This is a genomic window from Bacteroides sp. f07, assembly GCF_042854785.1.
Taxonomy (GTDB): Bacteria; Bacteroidota; Bacteroidia; order Bacteroidales; family Bacteroidaceae; genus Bacteroides.
This window is the reverse complement of the sequence record NZ_BAABXI010000001.1, coordinates 1,752,578-1,773,903: the sequence shown is the minus strand read 5'-3', so window position 1 is coordinate 1,773,903 and position 21,326 is coordinate 1,752,578. Positions and strand designations below refer to the sequence as shown.

Here is a 21,326-nt window from a genome sequence, read left to right as displayed (position 1 = left end):
GAAAAACATTCTACAAAGAAAAGCCCTACCTTGTGCACTATTATTATCTTAAATAATTTTATTATGAGAAAACTACTATTTATCAGCTTCTTTTTACTAAGTTGTCTCACATCGCAAGCACAACACGAATATACGATTGAAGGACATGTAGAAGGAGTAAAAGACGGGACTCTTGTCTCTCTGTTTTTACTTGACGGCAATGTGGGAAGTACTGTTGCCACAGATAGCATACGCAATGGAAACTTCTTCTTTAAGCGTAATGCCGGAGAAAAAGGTTTAGACCAATTATCTCTTATGTGTACCCGTGACGCAGATTTCCCCTCTATGTCACTGAAAATCTATGCAACTCCCAATGTCAAAATTAAAGTAACCGGTACAAACACGTTAATCTACACTTGGAAAGTAGACAGTCCTGTAAAGGAACAACAGGAATATAACAAATTCGTAAATGCATCACGTGATTTGTGGGATGAGTATCAGCGCCTATCCATTGAAGCAAGAAAAATGCGTTCTGCACCGGAAGCCGACCGAAAAGCAATACAGGCAAAGGAAGACAGTATATCTGTTATAATCAGCAGCCGTGAATTGAAGCTAATGCAGGAACTTCCCATCTCTTCTGTTTGGATGGAAAAATTACACAGACTAAGTCTTTCTGCAAAATATAATCCGAAGTTCTCATATAAAGAGGAAACACTAGCTTTGTATAACAGATTGAACGAAGAACAAAAAGCATCTAATCTAGGACAAGAAATTACAGTCAACCTCTTTCCGCCTACAATTGTGAAAGAAGGAGACGATTTGGCAGATACCGACCTTTTCGACCTGGACGGGAATATTCATCATTTGGCTGATTTCAAAGGGAAATATATCCTACTCGATTTTTGGAGTAGCGGTTGCGGACCTTGTGTTATGGCTTTGCCTGAAATGAAAGAGATTCAGGAACAATATAAAGAGCGTCTTACTATCGTTAGCCTTAGCTCAGACACCCAAAGCCGATGGAAAGCCGCTTCGGCACAGCATGAGATGACGTGGCAGAACTTAAGTGACCTGAAACAAACAGCAGGATTATATGCAAAGTATGATGTTCGTGGTATCCCCAATTATGTTCTTATTTCTCCCGAAGGTAAAATCATAAAGATGTGGTCGGGATATGGAAAAGGCAGTCTGAAACTAAAAATGCGCAGGTACTTGGATGCAGCGAAACATGAGATGAGTATCATCCAAAACGGCAACACGAAATTAGTAAACCATCCGATTATAGAATCGACCAATACAGATATTCTTGAGATAAAGCAGGTGGAGCTGACAGATACGGCAACAATCATCCACTTCTATGCCTACTATATTCCTAAATACTGGATACAAGTGAGCCCTAATGCCAAGTTAATTGACGAGAAAGGAACGGCATATACTTTAAAGAGCGCCAACGGTATTACACCCGGTGAACATTTCTTTCTACCTGAAAGTGGGGAAGCTGAATTTTCACTGGCATTTGAACCATTGTCTCTCCAAATGAAATCGTTCAGTTTTGCAGAAGGACCAGACAAAAATGATTGGAAAATAAATGGAGTAAAACTTACGGAATGAGTATCGAATCTTAAAAAATAACATCTATATTCTATAATAAGAAAACTATTTGAAAATAAAAGGCGGGATACGGGAAGTTGTTCGAACTTCCTTGTATCCCGCTTCTATCATTACTTATATTTACTGATTAATTCATTAGAAAAGCTATTGAATATCCAATGCGTCAAACGCCAAACCTTCCATGTTCTCTGCCGAAAGCAGCACCTTATAATGTCCGGCATTGATAAATGTCCCGGTAGTGGTACTCATCATTTTCCACTTGTCCGGTGTTTCCGGGAAGGTCAGGATATCTTCTTTCAATACTACTCCTTTCGCATCAATGAACTTCATTAACACAGGAATTGGCTTTCCGCTCGTATTCATGTATTTGAAGCGAAGGGCATAGACTTGCGCCAAGCCGGTAGAGACATTCCATTCGATACTGCTGCCTTTTCCTTTACTAAAGAATACTCCCATTTGCTTACGATGTTCTTTCTTCTTGAATTTACCTTTCAATATGGCCGTTTCCGCTTCATAAGCCACGCTGACGCGTGCATTTTTATCTTCAGGCAGCAGTTCTTTCGGAGTTTTCTCCATAACTTCCTTATCGGCTTTTTCCCAACTCCAGTCAGATGCCGGAAAGATTGCCGGTTTCAGATTCGAATTAGTAGAAGCAATGGCAATGCCAGACAGCAAAGCCTGCCCAGCTTTCACTTCCGGGAAATGTATTCTCAACGTTCCGCCTTTTACTGTGGCGTACACCACTTTCTTGCATGCCCCGTCGTGGCCACTTTCCGCCCAAATGTCCAAATCATTCAATACCAACGAATCATTTACGGCAACATCGAAGATACGCAACCCTTCACAATCGGTAGAAGCGCTGCTACCTGTACCATGCCAAGGTTCTGTGAAATATAGCTCTATGCGGTATGTTCCGTCCGATACAGGGAAGCGATATTCCAGTTGATGACGTCCGAAACGGAAATGCTGGAACAGCTTCCAGTCACGGGTTCTCCGAATCGGGTCATTAGTGGTACGCTGGCTTGCAAGATAAGGATTCAGTTCCTTAAAGTTTTCTGCCCACGAACGGGAATAATTCGTATTATCCTGCATCCACAGTTGCCCGAAACTATCCGTATAATCATCTCCGCCACAGTTGATGCGATAGATATAATAATATCCGTCTTCTCCTTTCAATATCGGCTTTGTATCCTGATAAAGGGATTCAAAATTAGGAGCTTGTTCCAATCCGTTAAGCACAATTATGTCTTCTGTCACCGGCTTACCTTTGTAGTATCCTACGGCGCGAAGTACATTATAACGGATATCCCGGTTCTCCCACATAAAATGAGTGCCTACACCATTATTCTTTTTACGTCCGAGGAAAGTAACTTTGTCATCCGCCATATCATTATAGAGCAGTACGGAATCACAATTACTGTACGCTTCAATCGTAGTCCGGCGACGTCCTTTCTCAAAACGGTTCGCCCATGTATGCGATACCAGATAAACCATCGGGTCTTTGGCCGCAGGAACATAGTTTGCACGATACATATAATATACGTCCAGCGGTTCTTCCCATGGAGTCACCAATCCCTTATAGTTAAACGGTCCTACTTTGTCTATTTTCCGATAGGCTTCGTCCGGCTGACGGCGTCCGGGATTGTCATGGCTGCTGTATATCCACTGGAACTGTCCGCAGACACTATCCTTAGCCTGTTCAGCCAAGCGAATCTTAGTTTCCATCAACTGGCACATACGGCTTTCGCTCCATACTCCATTGACTTCAAACGTTCCGGGCTCTGTATGCAAATCTATGCTTCTCCATGCCCCGTATTCTCCATTCAATAATTGGTTGGATTGAGCGAGTTCACGACCATATTTGGTCACATCTCCGCCATACGTACCGCTCCAGTTCTGAATTACATTCCAGTCTGTACCTTCACCGCCATTACAAGTTGTGATAACACGCATCGTATGTGCAGTCGGGTCCATTTCACGAATAATCTCACTGCACTCCTGTGCAAATTCACGAGGCAAAGTACTTTCGTTCTGCAATCCCCACATCACTACCGACGGAGAATTACGACGTTCTTTTACCCATTGACGAAGTAACTTTTTGAAGTTTTCACGAAATTCCGGAGTATCATACCACACATGAGCGGAAAGTTGCGTCCAAAACAAAACACCCTCTTCATCCCAATACTTCTGATAATCGAGGTGATGTGGCTGATGAGCATCACGGAAAGCGTTGAAACCAGCCGCACGCATCTGCTTTACCCTGGCAGCCACCTGTTCCTTACTGAACGCATGGCTTTGCCCGAACTGATGTTCGTATTCGCATACACCATTAATAAAGACAGGCTTTCCATTCAGATAGAAACGTCCGTCTCCGTCATTCCTCTTTACCGGCCAACTGATTGTACGGATACCAAACGGAGTGGATATTTCATCCGTCGTTTTAGTATCTCTCTTAATCATGCTTGCCAGTTTATAAAGATATGGATTCTCCGTATCCCATAATACAGGATTCTCTACGGGTGCTTGCTGACGAACCACTTTCATTTCTCCCGGTGCCAGAGTTACTTTCTCTACCAGGCGGAATACTTGTTTGCCGTCGGCATTGCTCAATTTATTGACCAGTTCGACTGTCGTCGCAGTTTTGCCATAGTTCTTGACTTCTGTCTCCACAAATACATTGGCTGCCTTATCATCATTCCAAATATGTACGCCGAATGGTTCGATACGAACTTCGTCCGTTGCTTCCAATACGACAGGATGGAAAATACCCAACGGTTGGGAACCCTCACTGAATCCCCACTCCGACGAGCATCCGCCACATACCCAAGGCATATCAGCTATCATCTCCGGATGTTCAGCTTTTACTTCCAGTTCATTTGTCCCTTGTTTCAGCGCGTCGGTTACATCCAGTGTCAGTGTAGTACGACCGACAGGATGCCGTCCGAAATCCTTTCCGTTCAGTTTAATTGTAGCGTATGTACCCACTCCCTCAAAACGAAGAAAATATCGCTTTCCGGCTTTCACTTCCATTGTGAAGTTTTTCACATACATGGCTGTTCCATGCATATTTCCATGCGTCAATTGGCGGTATCCGTAGTAATCATCCCAATTATGAGGGATATTCACTGTCTTTGCAGGCATCATAAAATTACCCTTCAGATGCGTAGCTTCTGTCAACCAAGTTTTCCAGCCGTCATTTAATTCAGTGATTATCCGGCGGGTCTTTATCTCCGGTTTCGGGAAACGGACAGCCGAGCGTCCCATCGGTTTGCTTGTGGCAATGGCAATGCCACGTTGTTCCGCATTATTTACCGCACAGTAAAAATGATAAACTACCCCGTCGTGTTTTACTACATAACTTTTATGTGCAAACAGTTCGTCGTAGTTTTTGGAAGGAATAATCAAATCGGCTCCATGCCAATCCGTCCAGTTGACTAAATCATAGCTTGCGGCAAATGTATTAAACGCCTTATACTTGCGCGAAGGTTCAAAAGCCGAGAAATAGAACATCACATAGACGTCTCCTATTTTCTGAATGTGCGCATCTCCCGTTATCGTTCCGTCCGCTTCGTGAGCAAAGACCGGGTTTCCGGGATACCTCTTCCATGACTTCATATCTTTTGATAGGGCGATACCTACACGTTCCCCTTTCAAGTCCGTTTCGGGATGGCGTCCGCCTGCGTTATAGAACATGACAAACGGAGCACCCAGCGTCTTATCCTTATCCCAGTAGACAGTACTCTTATACTGGGTTAATTTTTCCCACCATTGGGCGTCTTTATCATGGATACTCAAAGCAGGCTTATCCAAAGATTCCCACTCGTGGGCTGTGGAAATATCCCCTTTCGTCCATGCCAGTCCGACATAGAGCGGTGCTTTCACAGCTTCGTAGCCGGTTCCCTCTCCGCCGATATAAGTCATCCAGTGACGACCCTTATAAGTCTGAAGTTCGTAGCTGCCGCCCCACTCCATATCCGGCAATGCAGGAAAGCCGCCGCGCTGGTTACAATCCCATTTACCGTCCCGATAAGAAAGGATACGCCCCAAAGTACGCCATTCGAGCAGGTTGTCGCTTTCTGCTATCCATGTCTCGTAACCACGGCCATCCGTACCACTCTTTCCGTTGTAAACGACATAAGTCATCAGCCACTTGTCGCCCTGACGAAAAACGGTGGGGCAGTCAATCTTATGATAATTGTCTGCCGGAGCCACGGCAAGCCCGTATTTGTACGGTGTTTTCACTTCCTCATAAATCTGTTCCATCCGTTCTTGCGGAACTTTATGTTGCGCAAGAACGGACAGAGCAGTTACTATACAGGAGATTGTCAGTAATAGTCTTTTCATTGTTCAATATTAATAGAACAGCCAATCCATAGTTTCCTCATCTCCGGCAAGTCCGGCATTACGTGCTTTCGTATCCGCAGCCGTAAATCCCAGCACTTGCAAATAGCCTTTTGGTAACATCAACGTATGTTTTCCTGCCGGGAAACTATATGCGTGTACATTTGCCAAAGGCATTCCGTTGATACGAACCGCGTTCGTCAATACAGGTTCCGCCTGTCCATAATCATTAGCGGAAGCATCTATTTCCAATTTCGGAGCTTTCGCATATTTCTTCTGGTCGTCCTTGAAATAGGCCACCATTAATTTCACCGGAGCATCGGTTTCAAAAGTGATGCTCGTCCCCTTTTCGCGCTGCTCATTTCCGTTGAAGCGGAATGCTTTCATTCCTTTCAGTTCGGGAGCTATCGCTTCTACCTTACCGGGAAGGTCGGCAAATAATGACATTCCTTCATCCAGTTTCACGGTCGGATAGTTGGATATTAGTTTCACGTCGGCAGGAGTCCAGGCAGCAATTTCTACTGTTTCGGCAACCGCATTTCCATTCTGTTTCTCTTTCAACATGGCAAGATTGGTCTTGAAATTCTCCAGTTCCTTTTCATAATGCACCAACAATTCTTTCCAAGTCTTATTCTTTCCGTCATCCCCACCGATAGGAATACGGCGCTGTGCGGTCTGCATACTGTTTGCGTACAAATAATGTTCATCGGTCAATTCCACCAACTTGCGATAATGTTCCAAACTTTGCTCCATGAGAGGAATAGCCTCTTCCAAGTTCTTAATATCTTTTCCCCATTGATAATCCAATACCAACTTCGCGGCTTTCACTTTCAGGTTGAACGCATACGCAAATTCACGATAACAATGTATATCATTCTGCAAACGTGCAAACTCATCCTTATTGGAAGATACGGAAGCGGCTGCCTTATCAATTGCCGCCACTGCCTTATCACCATGTTCTATCACTTGGGCGATAATATCCAAAGGCATTTCACCTGTATGAGGTTGTTTTTTCCATTCTTTCTCTACATATTCAATCAGCTTCTCACCTTCCGGTCCGCAGCTTTCATAGAATCCCGGATAAATAGTGTATTTATAAGGATTGACAAGCTGGCTCATAAACATACCCAGCAACAATGTCTGACGGTTTCCTTCCGTAATACCAAAACGGCGCAGCAGTTTCGGAGCAATCTCCCCGCTTTCTTCATAAGCAACGCGGATATTGCCTGCATTCTCGTCCGATGTTCCGTAGAACTTGCCTAACTGTTGGTTCCAGTAACCGACTTCGTCCGTACGGTCACGATGACAATTCCATGCATAGCGTCCCCATGTCTGATACCAAATCCAGTCACGGTCTAATTGGAACTCACGCCCGCCATTCGGCAGTTTGTCGGCAGTATAAGGCCAGTCCCAATATGAAGCCTGCGGATAAAGATGCAGTGCATTGGCGCCATGTACATTGTGCATTGCCTGCACCGCTTTCTGGACGAAATCAGGAGAACCCCAACGGAACGGTTCCAAGTTTGCCAAGATATGTACATTGCTAATATGGATAGAACCCAGAGAACTCAAATCCGTATGAATCTTCGACCAGGGACCACGTGGCTCATACGTTGTCAGAGACTCACCGTTGTACTTATGCATTGTATAAAGATTCTTATATAGCGGCAACGCAGCATCCATCACCAGTTTGCAGTCCGTATCATGTGCACGCAGCAAGAGAGGCGGTTCATCCGTGCGTCCCAATGCCTGTAGTCCGTCCTTTACTCCCGGAATAATCGTCTTGGTAAACCATTCCACGTCATCCTCTACCGTACACATCGCTTCACCCAGGCAAACCAGCAGTCCCACATTCGGATACTTCTCGATAAAGGCAGCAATGCTCTTGCGCGTATAATCCGCAATCACAGGAATGATAGGACGGTTACGGTCCTGAGTTTTCAAGCCGTAATGCTCCGCAAACGGTTTCGAAAGAATGATATTATAGAACATCTGAATAACGAAAATACCACGCTTGTCCGCTTCTTCCGTAAGGAAAGAGAACATCTCTTCATTTTTCTTGAATGTCTCTTCGTCTACTTCCAGTGCAAACGGATAATCTTCCAGTTTCACCAATGACGCAAACGGGTGTCCGTTCCAAAGATACAAAGAGTTCATGCGGTTGGCAACCAGCATATCCAGATATTTAATCCATTGTTCCTTATCATAGAACCACGGGAAACTCTCAGGAGTATAGGGATATTCATAAACGCCGTGTCCCGGCAGGTAAGTCATTTTCTGCAAACCCACACAAGCGCCGCGAAGTACCATTTCCGGTCCGTCCTTCAACTCTTCCGGGAAGTCCAGTTTCCCTTCCGAATCATTCACACGGTCTATCAGTTCACGGCATCCGTAGATTACGCCGCTACCGTCTCTGCCGGAGACTTTGGTAAGATTGCCGGCAGTCGTAATATGAAAACCCTCTTTTTTCAGAGTGGTATCATTTACCTCTGTCAGCAGAATTGTCTTTATTTCCGGGTCGGAGAATGTGGTGTCCCCCTGTTGCATCATTACCTGATAGCCTGCTTTATCCAAGGTAGTCTGTAACTGTTCCGCACCGAACAGGACACGGTTCGACGCATCCGGCGGAGTCATAATTTTCACGGTTTGCTTGCCGCACGCTGTCAATAGCAGTGCGCATGCCGCAAACATGAATAATTTGGTATTTTTCATTCTTCTGATATATGTTATTAATTATATAAATTCAGTTCTTCTCTAAGAAGAAGACGAAATAATCCTCTGTTTGTACTCATTTGTCTATTATGCTACTATCCGATACCATATCTCCGCTTTTTAGTTTACAGGGGTATGCAACTCCCTCATAATTTAAAAGTTATACTTATATTTGCCGACTGATTTCCCTAATAATAAACAGTAAACAAAAGCAAACAATATGAAAGAACAATCAAATTATGACTCTGAAAAATACTTTCAGGCACACACTGCGGACTGAACTGAAAAAATCGTATCTTTGCCCATTATTACATCATCATTATTATGCAAACATATATAGAAACACCCCGCCTGATTCTCCGTGATTGGAAAGAGGAAGATATTCCGGCATTCGCCCGTATGAATGCCGACCCTCATGTAATGGAATTTTTTCTCAATCCGCTAACCGCGGAAGAATCATTTGCTTTTTACCAACGCATTCAAAAGGAATTTCAAACCTGCGGTTTCGGACTGTATGCTGTTGAGCGTAAAGAAGACCATGCTTTTATGGGATATACCGGGTTACACCAAATTACCTTTGATGTAGACTTTGCGCCGGGCGTAGAAATCGGCTGGCGACTGGGACATGAATATTGGGGACACGGCTACGCTCCTGAAGCTGCAAACGCTTGCCTGGAATATGCCCGTAGACATTTGGATATAAAAGAACTGTATTCGTTTACATCTTTGCCGAATCTCCGTTCAGAGCGTGTAATGCAAAAAATAGGCATGGAACGTGTGAAAGAATTTAATCACCCACTCGTTCCTAACGAACATATGTTGTGCAGACACGTATTATATCGTATAATCCTATACAGCACATGCCCCAGATGATAACTCAAAAGACTTAAATACCATCAGTCGTTTTTATCTTACATATCGTTATTGGATGGCAACCAGCCTTTTTCTTCCAGAATAGAACGGTCACAGTCAGAAGTGCCCGGATTATCAGAAAAATTGATTCTTGGATGATCCCTATAATAATCGATTGTAGGAAGAACTTTGAAAATAGAATTAAGTGCTTCGGCAGATAAGTTGTTTTCTTCAATCTGTAATTCTCTCAACTTCTCATTTTTACTCAAATCAAGTTTGGTTAATTTACATCGGCATATTAATTGTTTTAGTCTCGTATTGTTAGTAACATCAAGTTCTTTCAACAGTCCGTCACAACTAAGAAACTCCAAATTCTTATTTGCACTTACATCTAAGGATAAGTTATCATTATCAAAGCAAATCAGTTCTTCAAGCATTAGATTATGGCTTACATCTATGTTTGTCAAGCTATTTTTAGTACAATACAATACGCGAAGATTTTTATTTTGACTTACATCGAGGGATTTCAACCGATTTTGAGAACAATCCAACTCTTCCAAATCCTGATTGTGTGTTACATCCAATTCGGTTAATTGACATTCACGACACAACACATGGCGCAAAGATTTATTTTTACTAATATCGAGTTGCAACAAATTATCAACAAACACAACAATCGTTTTCCTTCTCCCTTGTTTCCGAAGGTGATACATATAAGAAGATTTATTTGTGGCTGATGCGAATAATAAATTTCCAACTGAACCGATAATACTTACTGTCCCTTCTTCGTCCGATGATAATTTGTATTTTATAGAGTCTCCGGCAGTAAATCCTTTCCCTACAATTTTTTCCGTTTTGTTTCCATCTGAAACAATAAATTCAAATCCCGGTGTAGCCAAAAGGGAAAGGAAACCTTTCGTTTTAATTGTAATGGTGTCGGAAACAATATCGATAGCCTTATTTTTGTCATTTAACTGGCTACAAACCAGTTCAAGACCATAATATAAATCATGATCCTTTGGATAAACAGATATCCCTTCGTCATATACTTTTAGTGCTTCCTCGTACTGTTTCTGTTCATACAATGCATATCCAAGTTGGTTGTATAGTGCCGCATTGGGAGTGCTGTATATGAAAGACTGACGATAATCGGCTATCTCGCCTTTATAATCTCCTATTTTGTGTCTGACCGCAGCACGCACGAGATAAAAAAGTGCGTTGGGACGAATTTCAATCGCCTTTGAATAATCAGAAAGTGCGCCTTCGTAATCACCGGTAGCATATTTAATAGTTCCCCGATTATTGTATGCTATAGTCTGTTCGGAATCAATGGCAATAGATTTGTCAAAATCTGCGACTGCTCCTTCCATATCACCTAATTTAGCCCTGACTACTCCGCGATAGCAATATACAAAGGCGTCATCAGGATCAAGACTAATAACCTTGTTGTAATCCATAATCGCTCCTTTATAATCACCGGACTCTGCTTTGGAAATTCCCCGGTTGGTATATGCTGCTATATAATTCGGATTAATTTCGATGGCTCTACTGTAATCTTTAATCGCTCCCTTATAATCTTTGGAATAGAATTTTTCAGTTCCTTTTTCATAATAGGCAGTGGCAGAGTCGGAAACTGTTTCAGGAGAATAGACTAAATCCGGTTGAATTAACAGAATCCATATAATACTATCGGCAACTCCATCATAAGAGGTGTTATTACGGTTACTTCCATTTGTCTGTCCGTAACTCATACAAGAAAATACAGAAAGCAATATGACAATGACTAACTTTTCCATACGTTTGTTGTTTTTATAGTGTTAAATCTCTAATTTTTACTATATTTTATTATATCACTCAATTCTAATCCATGTATCTTATAATGTCTTAATTCCATCCTGAAAGGTCGAATATTTCAAATTAGGCATGTTCTTTTGCCAAAAATAGTACAAAACGATGAAAGCACGGCAGTTGCCATGTTTTATTTTTCAAATGTCTGATAAAATATTTCCCCCTTTACTCATTAAACTTACTATTTTTAAAATAAGAAACTATTGACTTTCCTCTTTTTATTTTGTATATTTGCCATAATAAATCAGCTAAAATAAAAATGAAACATATAAAAATAAAGACATAAAGCTATAATTTGGAGACATTAGAGATGTGTCCGGAAGAATAGAAACGGGGTGTAATCTGCAAAGATTACACCCCGTTTTGTTTAATATATTCAGTACTATTCGCTGAATTTCCCTGAATATCGTTTATAATAAACGTAAGACCCGTTTATAATAAACTGTTTCATTATTTATTAAAAACGCAAAATGAGTTTATTAGTATCTTGTATAATAAAAAGAAAATAGTTTAAGAGCAGGAATAGCATCAATGTAACATTTACAAATATATCTATACATTTGAGATAATAAATGAGCTTTACACTAATTTTCGTTTTCACTTATTGCGCATAACAATCCCAGCAATAACCATAGTATGAGTTACTCCATATTATCCGTTTTGGGTTTCAAGAAGTATAGCTGCAATCCCAGTGCAATCAGCACCATAATACTAAGCATAGCAAATCCTTCACCCAAACTTCCACCGTCTGTCCATTTTCCCAATAATTGAGTTACTGCCGCACCGGCAAATACTCCCGTCATATTCATAATCCCATACGCTGTTCCCCGATATTTAGCCGATACAAACTGACACAGGATAGGCATATTATTAGCATCGAAAATACCAAAACCAATGCCGAACAATAACCCTGCACCTATCACGCTAATGAAACCATGACCGAAACCTAGCAGTAACAGTGCAGGGATTGTCATACCCAGCCCGATAGCTCCGGTATATATACGTCCACGAATATTTTTCAATACCCATCTATCCGACAAGAGTCCCCCGATTATCACACCGACAAAAGAAGATAAAGCGATAGTAATTGTTGATATTGGTCCGGCTTGTGCCATCGGGATATCCAGATTCTCCGCAAATAGCGTTGGCAGCCAGTTCTTTGTAGCCCAACCCGGCAAACTAGGAGCCGCAAAATAAAACAATATCACCCAGAAAGAAATATTTGAAAATAACAGTAATAGCCCTTTTCCTATTGAATTTCCTTTATAAATGCCATTGGCGACAACCTTTTCTATTTTCATTCGAACAGGATTCTCATGCAGGAAAAAGATAAGAACTACAGAATAAACAATGCCCACAATGCCGAACCAGTGAAAAGTACTCTGCCAGGAAAAGGCTGCCGCAGCCGTAGCGCCAAATCCACCGATTGCCTGACCAACATACAAGCCGGTCATGTGAACTCCAATAGCTAGCGAACGTGATTTGTCCTGATGCCAATCTGCTATCAAGGATAAGGCGGAAGGGATATACAATGCTTCACTAATACCCATCACTGCACGCAAACCATATAACTGTTCAAATGTCGTGGCATATCCCATCAGGAATGTTACTGCCGACCAAACAAACAAGCTCCCGACAATTAGCCATTTCCGGCTAAGCCTGTCCGCTATTATTCCGGCAACCGGGCTCATAAAGCCGTAAATCCAAAGAAAGACCGCCATCAAAGCACCGAAAGCTTCCGCTTTCGTCAGTTCTACAATATCTATTTTCATTGCTTCCTGCATTGTAGAAAGCATTTGTCTATCCATGTAGTTGAGCAACGCTACTACCCAAAGCAACGCAACTACTACCCATGGATAAATATTCTTATTTTTCATGGTAGTTGTATTTAAAAGATTTCTGAGACTGTTTATCTAAACTCTTACTTTAGCTATCAGCTTGCATATCCAGTCTTTACCGATAGCTGGAGCATGGAGGGCTTCCGGATATACAATAACGAATTGTCCGGGTAAGAGATTGATGAGAGTAGTAGGAACGTCACCATATAGGGCACAATCACTCTTTTTATCATAGGCTTGCCTTTCCATCTCTAATTCTTCCAAGGCTTTCCAACCAATGGTTTCTTTGCCTTCAAGCAATATGTGCACATCAATATAATCGTGGTGCAGTTCTAATAAACGCTTTCCTTCAGGAATACATTCGGGATAGATATTATTGATAAATAAATTATCGCCATCCAGTCTGATAGTTCCCAGTTCCTCGTGCAGCAGGTCATGTGATTTCACATAATGGAAAAGCTGCTTGAACAACGGGTGAAGTTTCTCCACCCGTTGGCTATTTTGTAAATTGGATACAATCATCTTATTTCTTTTCTATTTCAGACATTATTTCCTCACAAAGCATATATCCTTTTGTCATCATGCGGGGAATATGAAAATATAGTCAGTTATATTCTTCATATTTTTCTCCTGTCAGAATTTATTGCAACGCTCAAAGAACCGGATTTCTTCCAGTTCCGCTTTCATCTGTTTTTCTTCGTCATCGGTCATGTTTTGGAAAGGAGTACGGTTGCCACCCAAATCAAGTCCGATAAGCTTCATAATACGTTTACCGCCAACAATATTCCCACGGAAATGGCAGATTACGTTAATCACTTCCTGGGAGAAGTTTTGCAATTCACGGGCTTTCTCCAAGTCACCGGCTTTCCAGGCATCAATGATACCGACCAAATTTATACCATTATAATTGGTTGTTCCGCCGATTCCGCCTTGTGCTCCTCCCATTGCCAAACATGGAAGAATGGTTTCATCCTGTCCGTGAAGCATATCGAACTTGCCATCTTTATACAAACGGCATTGATTGTATTCATACAGGCTTTCGAAGGTGTATTTGATTCCCGCAAAATTGGGGATACGGTTCTCAACAGCTTTCAGGAAAGCAAGCATTGGTAAGAATGCACCATTGAATGCAGGAATGTGATAATAATAGAAAGGCAGTTCCGGTGCTCCGGCAGCAATCTCCTCACAATACTTTACCAGTTCTTCTATTCGTCCGATTTTCGGGAAAGGCGGAGCCATTGCGCCAATTCCCCAAGTTCCGATTTTCTGCGCATGCTCCGCCAGCATCCGGCTCGACTTTACGCAGCAACTTCCCACGTGAACAATTACTTTGAAACCATCTGGTGCAACTTCCATCCAACGTTCCGCCAACTTCATCCGTTCTTCATCAGTCAACATATACCCTTCCCCTGAAGAACCATTGATGAAAACACCTTTCAAGCCATTTTTTACAAGTAGCTTCGCATAGGCTTCGATTGGTTCATAATTTACTTCTCCATTTTCATAAAACGGAGTAAAAGGAGCATTGATTAATCCTATAATCTTTTCCATAATACTGTTTCTTTTTTAAGTTTACTATATTTAGTTATTTTTCAATTTATCCATAAGGGTATCTATACCTTTACCGGATAGTCCCGGTCCTCCACCGCCTGTATATCCACCGCTTTCGCCCGTTTGCCATGCCGAAATCCAAAATGCATAGATATCCGCCTGATTCAGATAAAACTTGAACCTGACTGTTTTCCCAATCAGTGATGTTACGTCCAGATGTTTTTTCCATGAAATCATCTGTTTCGTTTTATCCGACTTCTTCATTAATATGCAGTCTCTTTTTGTGAATCCTTCTATGGGTTGCCCGTTATCATTCAGCACTTCTACTGCCAAAGTCCCTTTCACATCAGCATTTACAAACAAATAGTTCCCGTTTGCCGGAATCTGGGTTTTAATTTCTACATATCCTTCCTTTTTTCCTGCCCGCATAGAGACAAAGCCGTCACGACGAAGCATCGCAAGCCCTGTGGCAAAGTTGGAATCATGTTTCGGCTTGCTGTTATAGCGTCCGCTGACATAAAAGTAAAGAGAGTCTCCGACTATCAGAGGGTTCCCCCCAGTAGACTGTACATTACCTGCATTCCATGCATGAAAGTCCTCACTGACAGGAAGAAATGGTTTCTTGTTTTCCCGATTCCAATGAAAACCGTCTTTGCTCCAACCTATCAGGACTTCATTTCTTTTTTGAATATTCAGGCTGTCGCAAACATTGTTCTCCGGTCCCTGCCAAACGGTGAAGTAGCCTAGCATACAGCCTTCATACGGCATTGCTTCATGATTGTATATCTGCGGACGCAGTCCGGGAAATTGAGGATGACGCGGGTCATCCTCATCAGCATTAAACCAATATTGGATAAACTTATCGCTCTTGTTGTCATATATCCTATGTGCCAGGCTAACCAGCATTTCCGGGTCTTCATGTTCCAAATAATTGCGTGAACGCCTATACACTCCGTTTATGGTTTTCAATGACAGGACATATTTCTTGCGAAACGGGTCGTAATAAGCCGCACAACGGTCATACAACTCTCCCGAAAGAGCCTTCGGCGCACTCCAATGGATTCCGTCAGAAGAATATTTGAGTTTCATACTGACCGTGAAGCGATTATTAAATTCTACAACAAACATTTTATAACGCTTCGTCCGGTCTTTCTCAAATTTATCAAGCAATACGGAAACGCAATCATGTTCTAATGTATCTACAATATTAGTACCCGGAACAACGTCTAACTCCGGTTTTATCCAGACTTTCCCGTCGGACGACTCTGCATAGCAAGTGACGAGTCCTAATAACTTCCCGCCACCGGCAGAATACCACATCTTGAATTTATACTCTTCTTCATCATACCATACGCCACCACTGAAAGGAGCGGCATAAGGGTCGCCATTTATATTCAATTCCCATTTTTTATCAGCTTTCAAAACAGGATTGCCTGAATAATAGACGGGCGAATGATGTATTCGTTGCAGATTTGTTTTCTCAATTAATGTCGTATCAACAAAAAGGATACGTCCTGTTTGCCCGCATACGGAAGCATTGCAGATTAATAATAAGAAAACTGTCAATAAAGAATATTTCTTCATAATTACCGACCTTTTAAGGTACTTACTTTTGCAAACCTGTCCGTTGCGGATTCTGTCCTTTCATCGGCCATGCAGAAGCTGCATAGGAAGTAGCACCGGATGAAATACATACCATATCAGATGCACCCGCGACAGCTTCAATGCCGACGTATAAATATCCTCTTGAATCCATTACCGGACTGGAAGTACATTTTACTCCCAATTCTGAGGATGCAAGCAAACTACCGTCTTGTTTCACAATATAATAGACAGCTTTGTCCGAGATGATGTGAATATATCCTCTGTTATCGACGATTGGCACACAGTTGTTTATGTTATCTGTCGTAGCATAATGCCATTTTAAAGAACCGTCCGGATTCAAAGCAAAAATACCTGCCGAAGCTTCACCGGCAACAGCATTTCCGCCATTGGCATAAAGCGTTCCATCCGTGCCAATCACAACACCACCGTTGACAATGGCTCCCGGAGTCTTGTACACCCATTTTTCCGTTCCGTCAGGATTTAAAGCTATAATGGCACCACCTGATGCCAGTTCGGCTACGGTATAAATGGTTCCATCCGCTCCTACCGTATAGGAGTTTCCTTTCAATGCTGTACCACCCAAATCTTTTTGATAAACAAACTTTTGAGTACCGGTAGCAAAATCATAACCGAAATATCCCGTATTCTTAGAAGAGCCGAAATAGATAGTTCCGTCTTTCGACAGAGACATACCGGACAACACTTCCACATCTAAAGCTATTTCTTTGACTACATCACCGGTCGGACTTAAAACGATTAGTTTCTTTCCTCTATGTCCGAAGTAGATATTACCGGATGCGTCAATAGCCGGAGTAACAGCATATAAATTAGAGTCGGCAGCTTTGTATGCCCATTTTCTGCTACCATTGCTTCCTACGGCGAATAAGAATAATGCGCGGGGGTGTTCAGCAGTAGCCGGCTTCAAATCACGAACCACAATATATACATCTCCATTCGGTCCTACTGCCGGACTTGCATATACCATGCTTGCCCCACCGCCCGGATTCAGTTCATTCATGTTAGCGGTTACGTCAAATGCCCATTTCAGTGTTCCATTTTCCGTATCATAAGCATAAAGTTTCATGTCAAATGCTCCTGTGGAAGTTTGGTCGGTAATCATATAAACCGTTTTACCGTCAGCCGACAATGCGGGTGAGACTGTACTTTCAACAGGTCCGCCCATTTCTTTCTGCCACATTACATTGATTGCTTTAGCCGGGTCTAAGATGGTAAGGTCCTTCTTAGCTGTGGCGCTCAAGCCGTTATCATCAGTCACCGTCAGTTTAATGGTAAATGTGCCGTCCGACGGATAAACGAAAGTTGGATTCTGTTCCGTTGAGACGGATTTTTTTGTATCTCCAAACTCCCATAACCATGCTACTATCCGGCTTCCTTCATCGGGTATGGAAGCATCTTTAAAAACAGCAGTCTGTCCCAGTTCATACATATTCTCACCAATGGTGAAATCTGCTTTTGCCGCAGTGTGATAATATACCTTATCCTCTTCGCAAGAAGAAAACGCAAGAATACAAATCAATGATAATAAATAAGCTAATCTGTTCATAGTATTCATTTTTTAATTGGTTTTATCTATTCCGGAAATATTCAGCCCGGGACCTCCGCCAGCGGTATATCCCATACTCTCCCCATTCGCAGAAGGAGAAATCCAAAAAGCGAATATTTCACCGTTATCAATATAGAATTTTACTTTCAGTTGTTTGTCTTTCAGAGAGGCTAATGAAGCGTTTCCTGTCCATTCTATCTTCGCTTTTACATTATCCCCTTTCAAGACTTTACATTCATCTTTTGAGAATCCTTCGATTACTTTATTATTGGAATCTAAAAGTTCCACTTTCATTTCTCCTGTGACATTGGCATTGACAAAGAGGTACGAACCGTCAAATTTCAGTAAGGGTGTTTGCAGTTCGCCCGTTCCTTTCATGGAAGCAAACCCGTCACGACGAAGCATAGCCAGTCCGGTAGTGGTAATCTCCTGCGTACCTCTCAAACGACGACCGCTCAGATAGAAATAGAGTTTATCGCCGACAATTAACGGTGCTCCGGCTACGGATTGCAGGTTACCTTGATTCCACGCGTCCGAGGTGGTCGTATTTACGGCATGGAAAGGATTCATATCCTCACGGAACCAACTGTAACCGTCGCGGCTATATCCTACCATGACTTGATTTCTCTTGATTACGTTGTCCGAAGCACAAACATCGTTTTCCGGTCCTTGCCAAACGGAGAAGAATCCCAGCATAATGCTTTCATAAGGCGTGGCATCCTGATTATATATCGCAGGTGCTATATTCGGATAGTCTGTATGGCGTTGCTCATTAGCCCATGGGCCGAACCAGAATGCACTCAATAACGCTTCCGCTTTCTTTGTTCCGGCTTCCGGGTCGGTATTTTCATTATAATCTCTCGCACGTACCAATTTATTCGCATCTACCCGGACATTATGCCGCATACTATACACCCAAACGTTTCTGAATGGATTTTTATAAACTGTTGAACGGTCGGCAATCGGCTCCGATTGGGCTGCGGCACGCCAGACCTTGCCATCCGGGGAAGTCTTGTAATGGTATCTCCATTTCCCCGATTCACGGGCAACCAGAAACATCTTGTATCTTTTCGAAGCATTTCTTTCCTGTTTATCCACCCAAATAACAGACGCGTCACGTTCTGAGTTATAGTCAACGATATTTGTTCCGGCTACAACGGAAAGAGTTGGTTTTGTCCAGTTAATGCCGTCCGTTGATTCCGCATAACAAGTTACACCTGCTCCACTGGTTGCATAAGAACCACCGCCTGCCATATACCACATTTTGTATTTTCCTTCTTTTTCGTCGTACCATACTCCATCGCTGAAAGGAGCGGCAAATGCCGCACCTTTTGTTCCGGTTTTCTCCCAATCCTGTTCCGGTGTCAGTATCGGATTGCCCGGATAATATTCAGGATAATAGAAAGTACGTTTCAAATTAGTGGATTCTATCAGGAAATTATCTACAAATAACTGGCGTCCTACCGAAATATTGATAACAGAAGGTTTATCCGACAGATAAAAGGGTGACATTCCTTTTTCCAGTTCTGACGAAGATGAACGTACCGGCGGCCACTGTTCGGGTAAACGAATCCCGTTATATAGTAACCGTGAATCTACCGGTTCTTCGTCAGGCGGAACCACTGCCGGGGGATTGTCATTTCCACCCGAAATATTATCACCACTGCCACCACAAGCTATCAGCATGCAAGGTAGGCAGAATAGTAATGTATAAAATAAACGTTTCATACTCATTTATCTTTTATTGATTCGCAGGAACATCTATACCACTGGCTGACAGTCCCGGTCCACCGCCGCTTGTATATCCGCGGCTTTCACCCGTTTGCCACGGAGAAATCCAAAATGCGTAAATATCAGCGTTATCCAGATAGAACTTCAAACGGACGTTTTTTCCGATGAGTGATGCTATATCCTGGTGTTTCTTCCAGGTAACCAATTGTTTTGTCTTATCCGTTTTCTTCATCGGCATACAGTCCTTCCGTGTAAACCCTTCCAATGGCTTTCCATTTTCATCCAAGATTTCTACGGTTAGGCTACCTTTTATATCCGCATTGATAAAAAGATGCTTGCCGTTAAAGCTAATCTTCTCTGTCAGTAGATAGCCGTCCTTATCTCCATGCATGGAGACAAAACCATCTCTGCGCAAAGTAGCCAGTCCGGTAGATGTGTAGCTATCCCACATAATCTTGTTTTTTTGGCGCCCGCTGGAATAGAAATAAAGTGAATCCCCTACTACTAAAGGCACTCCGTTGATAGACTGCATATTTCCCCAGTTCCATGCTCCTTCCGTCTCATTCACTGCCATGAAAGGCTTGAAAGATGGACGGTAGAAATGGAAGCCGTCACGGCTATACCCTAGAAAAATTTCATTCTTTTTCTGAATACCCAGTTTAGCGCAGACTCCATTTTCCGGCCCCTGCCATACACTATACAGTCCTAACATGATACTTTCATAAGCAATGGCATCAAAATTGTAAATACCCGGTTCTACTTCGGGAAACTCCGGATGACGTGGTTCTTTATCGCTCGGAGTAAACCAGTAGACCATATTCTTATCGGGCACTCCTTTCCGGATACGATGCGCGAAACTTACTGCCACTTCGGGGTCTTTATTTTCCAGATAGCTGCGTGAACGGGAAGAGACTTTTGTCCCGTAACGCATACTCAATGCCCAAACATTACGGAACGGATTGTAGAATGCCGATGAACGGTCGTATAAATCACCGGACTGGGCTACTCCCTCTCCCCAATGAATCCCGTCTGACGAGTATTTCAAGATAAATTGCCATCTGCGGTCGGTGGGGCGGCGTTCGACATTGAACATTTTATAACGCTTGGACGGGTCTTTCTCCTGTTTGTCCAGCCAAATCGTAGCTGCGTCACGATTGCAGGTATCTACAATATTGGTTTGGTTCCAAATATCCAGTACAGGTTTTGTCCAGTGCTTGCCGTCTTCCGATTCTGCGTATCCGGTATAAAAGGTCTGATTGTCTCCTTTATGAAGGACACCAGCACCTGCCAAATACCACATTTTGAACTTCCGGTCTTTTTCATCATACCATATCCCGTCACTGAAAGGTGCTGCGTAGAGTCCGCCTTCGGTTGTCTTTTCCCATTCCTTGTCAGGTCCGAGTACCGGATTTCCTTCGTAAAACCGGGGAGTATGAATCACTCTGTCCAAATTGGTTTCTGCAATCAGAAAGGAATCTACAAACAGTTGCCGCCCTACATTTACCGGGATTACTCCCGGCTTTTGTTTAAGATAGGGTATCGGCATATCTTGTGCTTTTTGTGGCTCCGCATAGCGGGGCGGCCATTGTTCAGGCAGGTGTATGCCATTATAAAGTACTTCTGTTTGGGCAATAGTTATGCCCGGTACTACCAAACAGAACAGTAGTACCGCAATATTTTTCATATTTATCATATTA

Annotated in this window: 12 protein-coding genes; 2 read left to right on the top strand and 10 right to left on the bottom strand. The window is 42.6% G+C overall.

The genetic code is table 11. The annotated features are described in order from the left end of the window. Positions 1 to 63 precede the first annotated feature (63 nt). Positions 64 to 1,587, top strand: a complete 1,524-nt coding sequence (locus ACGHVY_RS07045) for a redoxin domain-containing protein (RefSeq protein WP_390598063.1) — start codon at positions 64 to 66, stop codon at positions 1,585 to 1,587. 144 nt (positions 1,588 to 1,731) lie between these two features. Here the strand turns inward: ACGHVY_RS07045 and ACGHVY_RS07040 are convergent, their stop codons facing one another. Both ACGHVY_RS07040 and ACGHVY_RS07035 read right to left on the bottom strand, forming a co-directional pair. Continuing rightward, complete coding sequence (locus ACGHVY_RS07040; RefSeq protein ID WP_390598061.1) at positions 1,732 to 5,931, bottom strand: malectin domain-containing carbohydrate-binding protein; 4,200 nt, start codon at positions 5,929 to 5,931, stop codon at positions 1,732 to 1,734. Positions 5,932 to 5,940: 9 nt separating this feature from the next. Continuing rightward, positions 5,941 to 8,640: a hypothetical protein gene (locus tag ACGHVY_RS07035; protein ID WP_390598060.1), complete on the bottom strand. Its 2,700-nt coding sequence runs from the start codon at positions 8,638 to 8,640 to the stop codon at positions 5,941 to 5,943. Positions 8,641 to 8,964: 324 nt separating this feature from the next. Here ACGHVY_RS07035 and ACGHVY_RS07030 point away from each other — a divergent pair, with 324 nt between their 5' ends. Beyond that, positions 8,965 to 9,513 (top strand): GNAT family N-acetyltransferase, encoded by a 549-nt coding sequence (locus ACGHVY_RS07030; protein ID WP_390598058.1) that lies wholly within the window; start codon positions 8,965 to 8,967, stop codon positions 9,511 to 9,513. Between the two features lie 38 nt (positions 9,514 to 9,551). Here the strand turns inward: ACGHVY_RS07030 and ACGHVY_RS07025 are convergent, their stop codons facing one another. The 8 genes from ACGHVY_RS07025 to ACGHVY_RS06990 all read right to left on the bottom strand — a co-directional run bounded on the left by ACGHVY_RS07025 (position 9,552) and on the right by ACGHVY_RS06990 (position 21,322). Next, on the bottom strand, positions 9,552 to 11,288 hold the full coding sequence (locus tag ACGHVY_RS07025) for a tetratricopeptide repeat protein (RefSeq protein ID WP_390598056.1): 1,737 nt from the start codon (positions 11,286 to 11,288) through the stop codon (positions 9,552 to 9,554). 693 nt (positions 11,289 to 11,981) lie between these two features. Then, the gene (locus tag ACGHVY_RS07020; RefSeq protein ID WP_390598054.1) at positions 11,982 to 13,217 is read right to left on the bottom strand and encodes an MFS transporter; all 1,236 of its coding nucleotides are present in this window, start codon (positions 13,215 to 13,217) and stop codon (positions 11,982 to 11,984) included. Between the two features lie 36 nt (positions 13,218 to 13,253). After that, positions 13,254 to 13,700: a YhcH/YjgK/YiaL family protein gene (locus tag ACGHVY_RS07015; RefSeq protein WP_390598052.1), complete on the bottom strand. Its 447-nt coding sequence runs from the start codon at positions 13,698 to 13,700 to the stop codon at positions 13,254 to 13,256. 111 nt (positions 13,701 to 13,811) lie between these two features. Continuing rightward, on the bottom strand, positions 13,812 to 14,729 hold the full coding sequence (locus ACGHVY_RS07010; protein WP_390598050.1) for a dihydrodipicolinate synthase family protein: 918 nt from the start codon (positions 14,727 to 14,729) through the stop codon (positions 13,812 to 13,814). A gap of 30 nt (positions 14,730 to 14,759) precedes the next feature. Then, positions 14,760 to 16,313 carry a hypothetical protein gene (locus ACGHVY_RS07005; RefSeq protein ID WP_390598048.1) on the bottom strand — a complete coding sequence of 518 codons (1,554 nt, stop codon included), beginning with the start codon at positions 16,311 to 16,313 and terminating at the stop codon, positions 14,760 to 14,762. Positions 16,314 to 16,335: 22 nt separating this feature from the next. Then, positions 16,336 to 17,907, bottom strand: a complete 1,572-nt coding sequence (locus tag ACGHVY_RS07000) for a PQQ-binding-like beta-propeller repeat protein (protein ID WP_390598047.1) — start codon at positions 17,905 to 17,907, stop codon at positions 16,336 to 16,338. A gap of 3 nt (positions 17,908 to 17,910) precedes the next feature. Next, positions 17,911 to 19,626 (bottom strand): hypothetical protein, encoded by a 1,716-nt coding sequence (locus ACGHVY_RS06995; RefSeq protein WP_390598045.1) that lies wholly within the window; start codon positions 19,624 to 19,626, stop codon positions 17,911 to 17,913. A gap of 13 nt (positions 19,627 to 19,639) precedes the next feature. Then, a complete protein-coding gene (locus tag ACGHVY_RS06990; protein ID WP_390598044.1) occupies positions 19,640 to 21,322 on the bottom strand; it encodes a hypothetical protein in 1,683 nt (560 codons plus the stop codon). Positions 21,323 to 21,326: the final 4 nt, after the last annotated feature.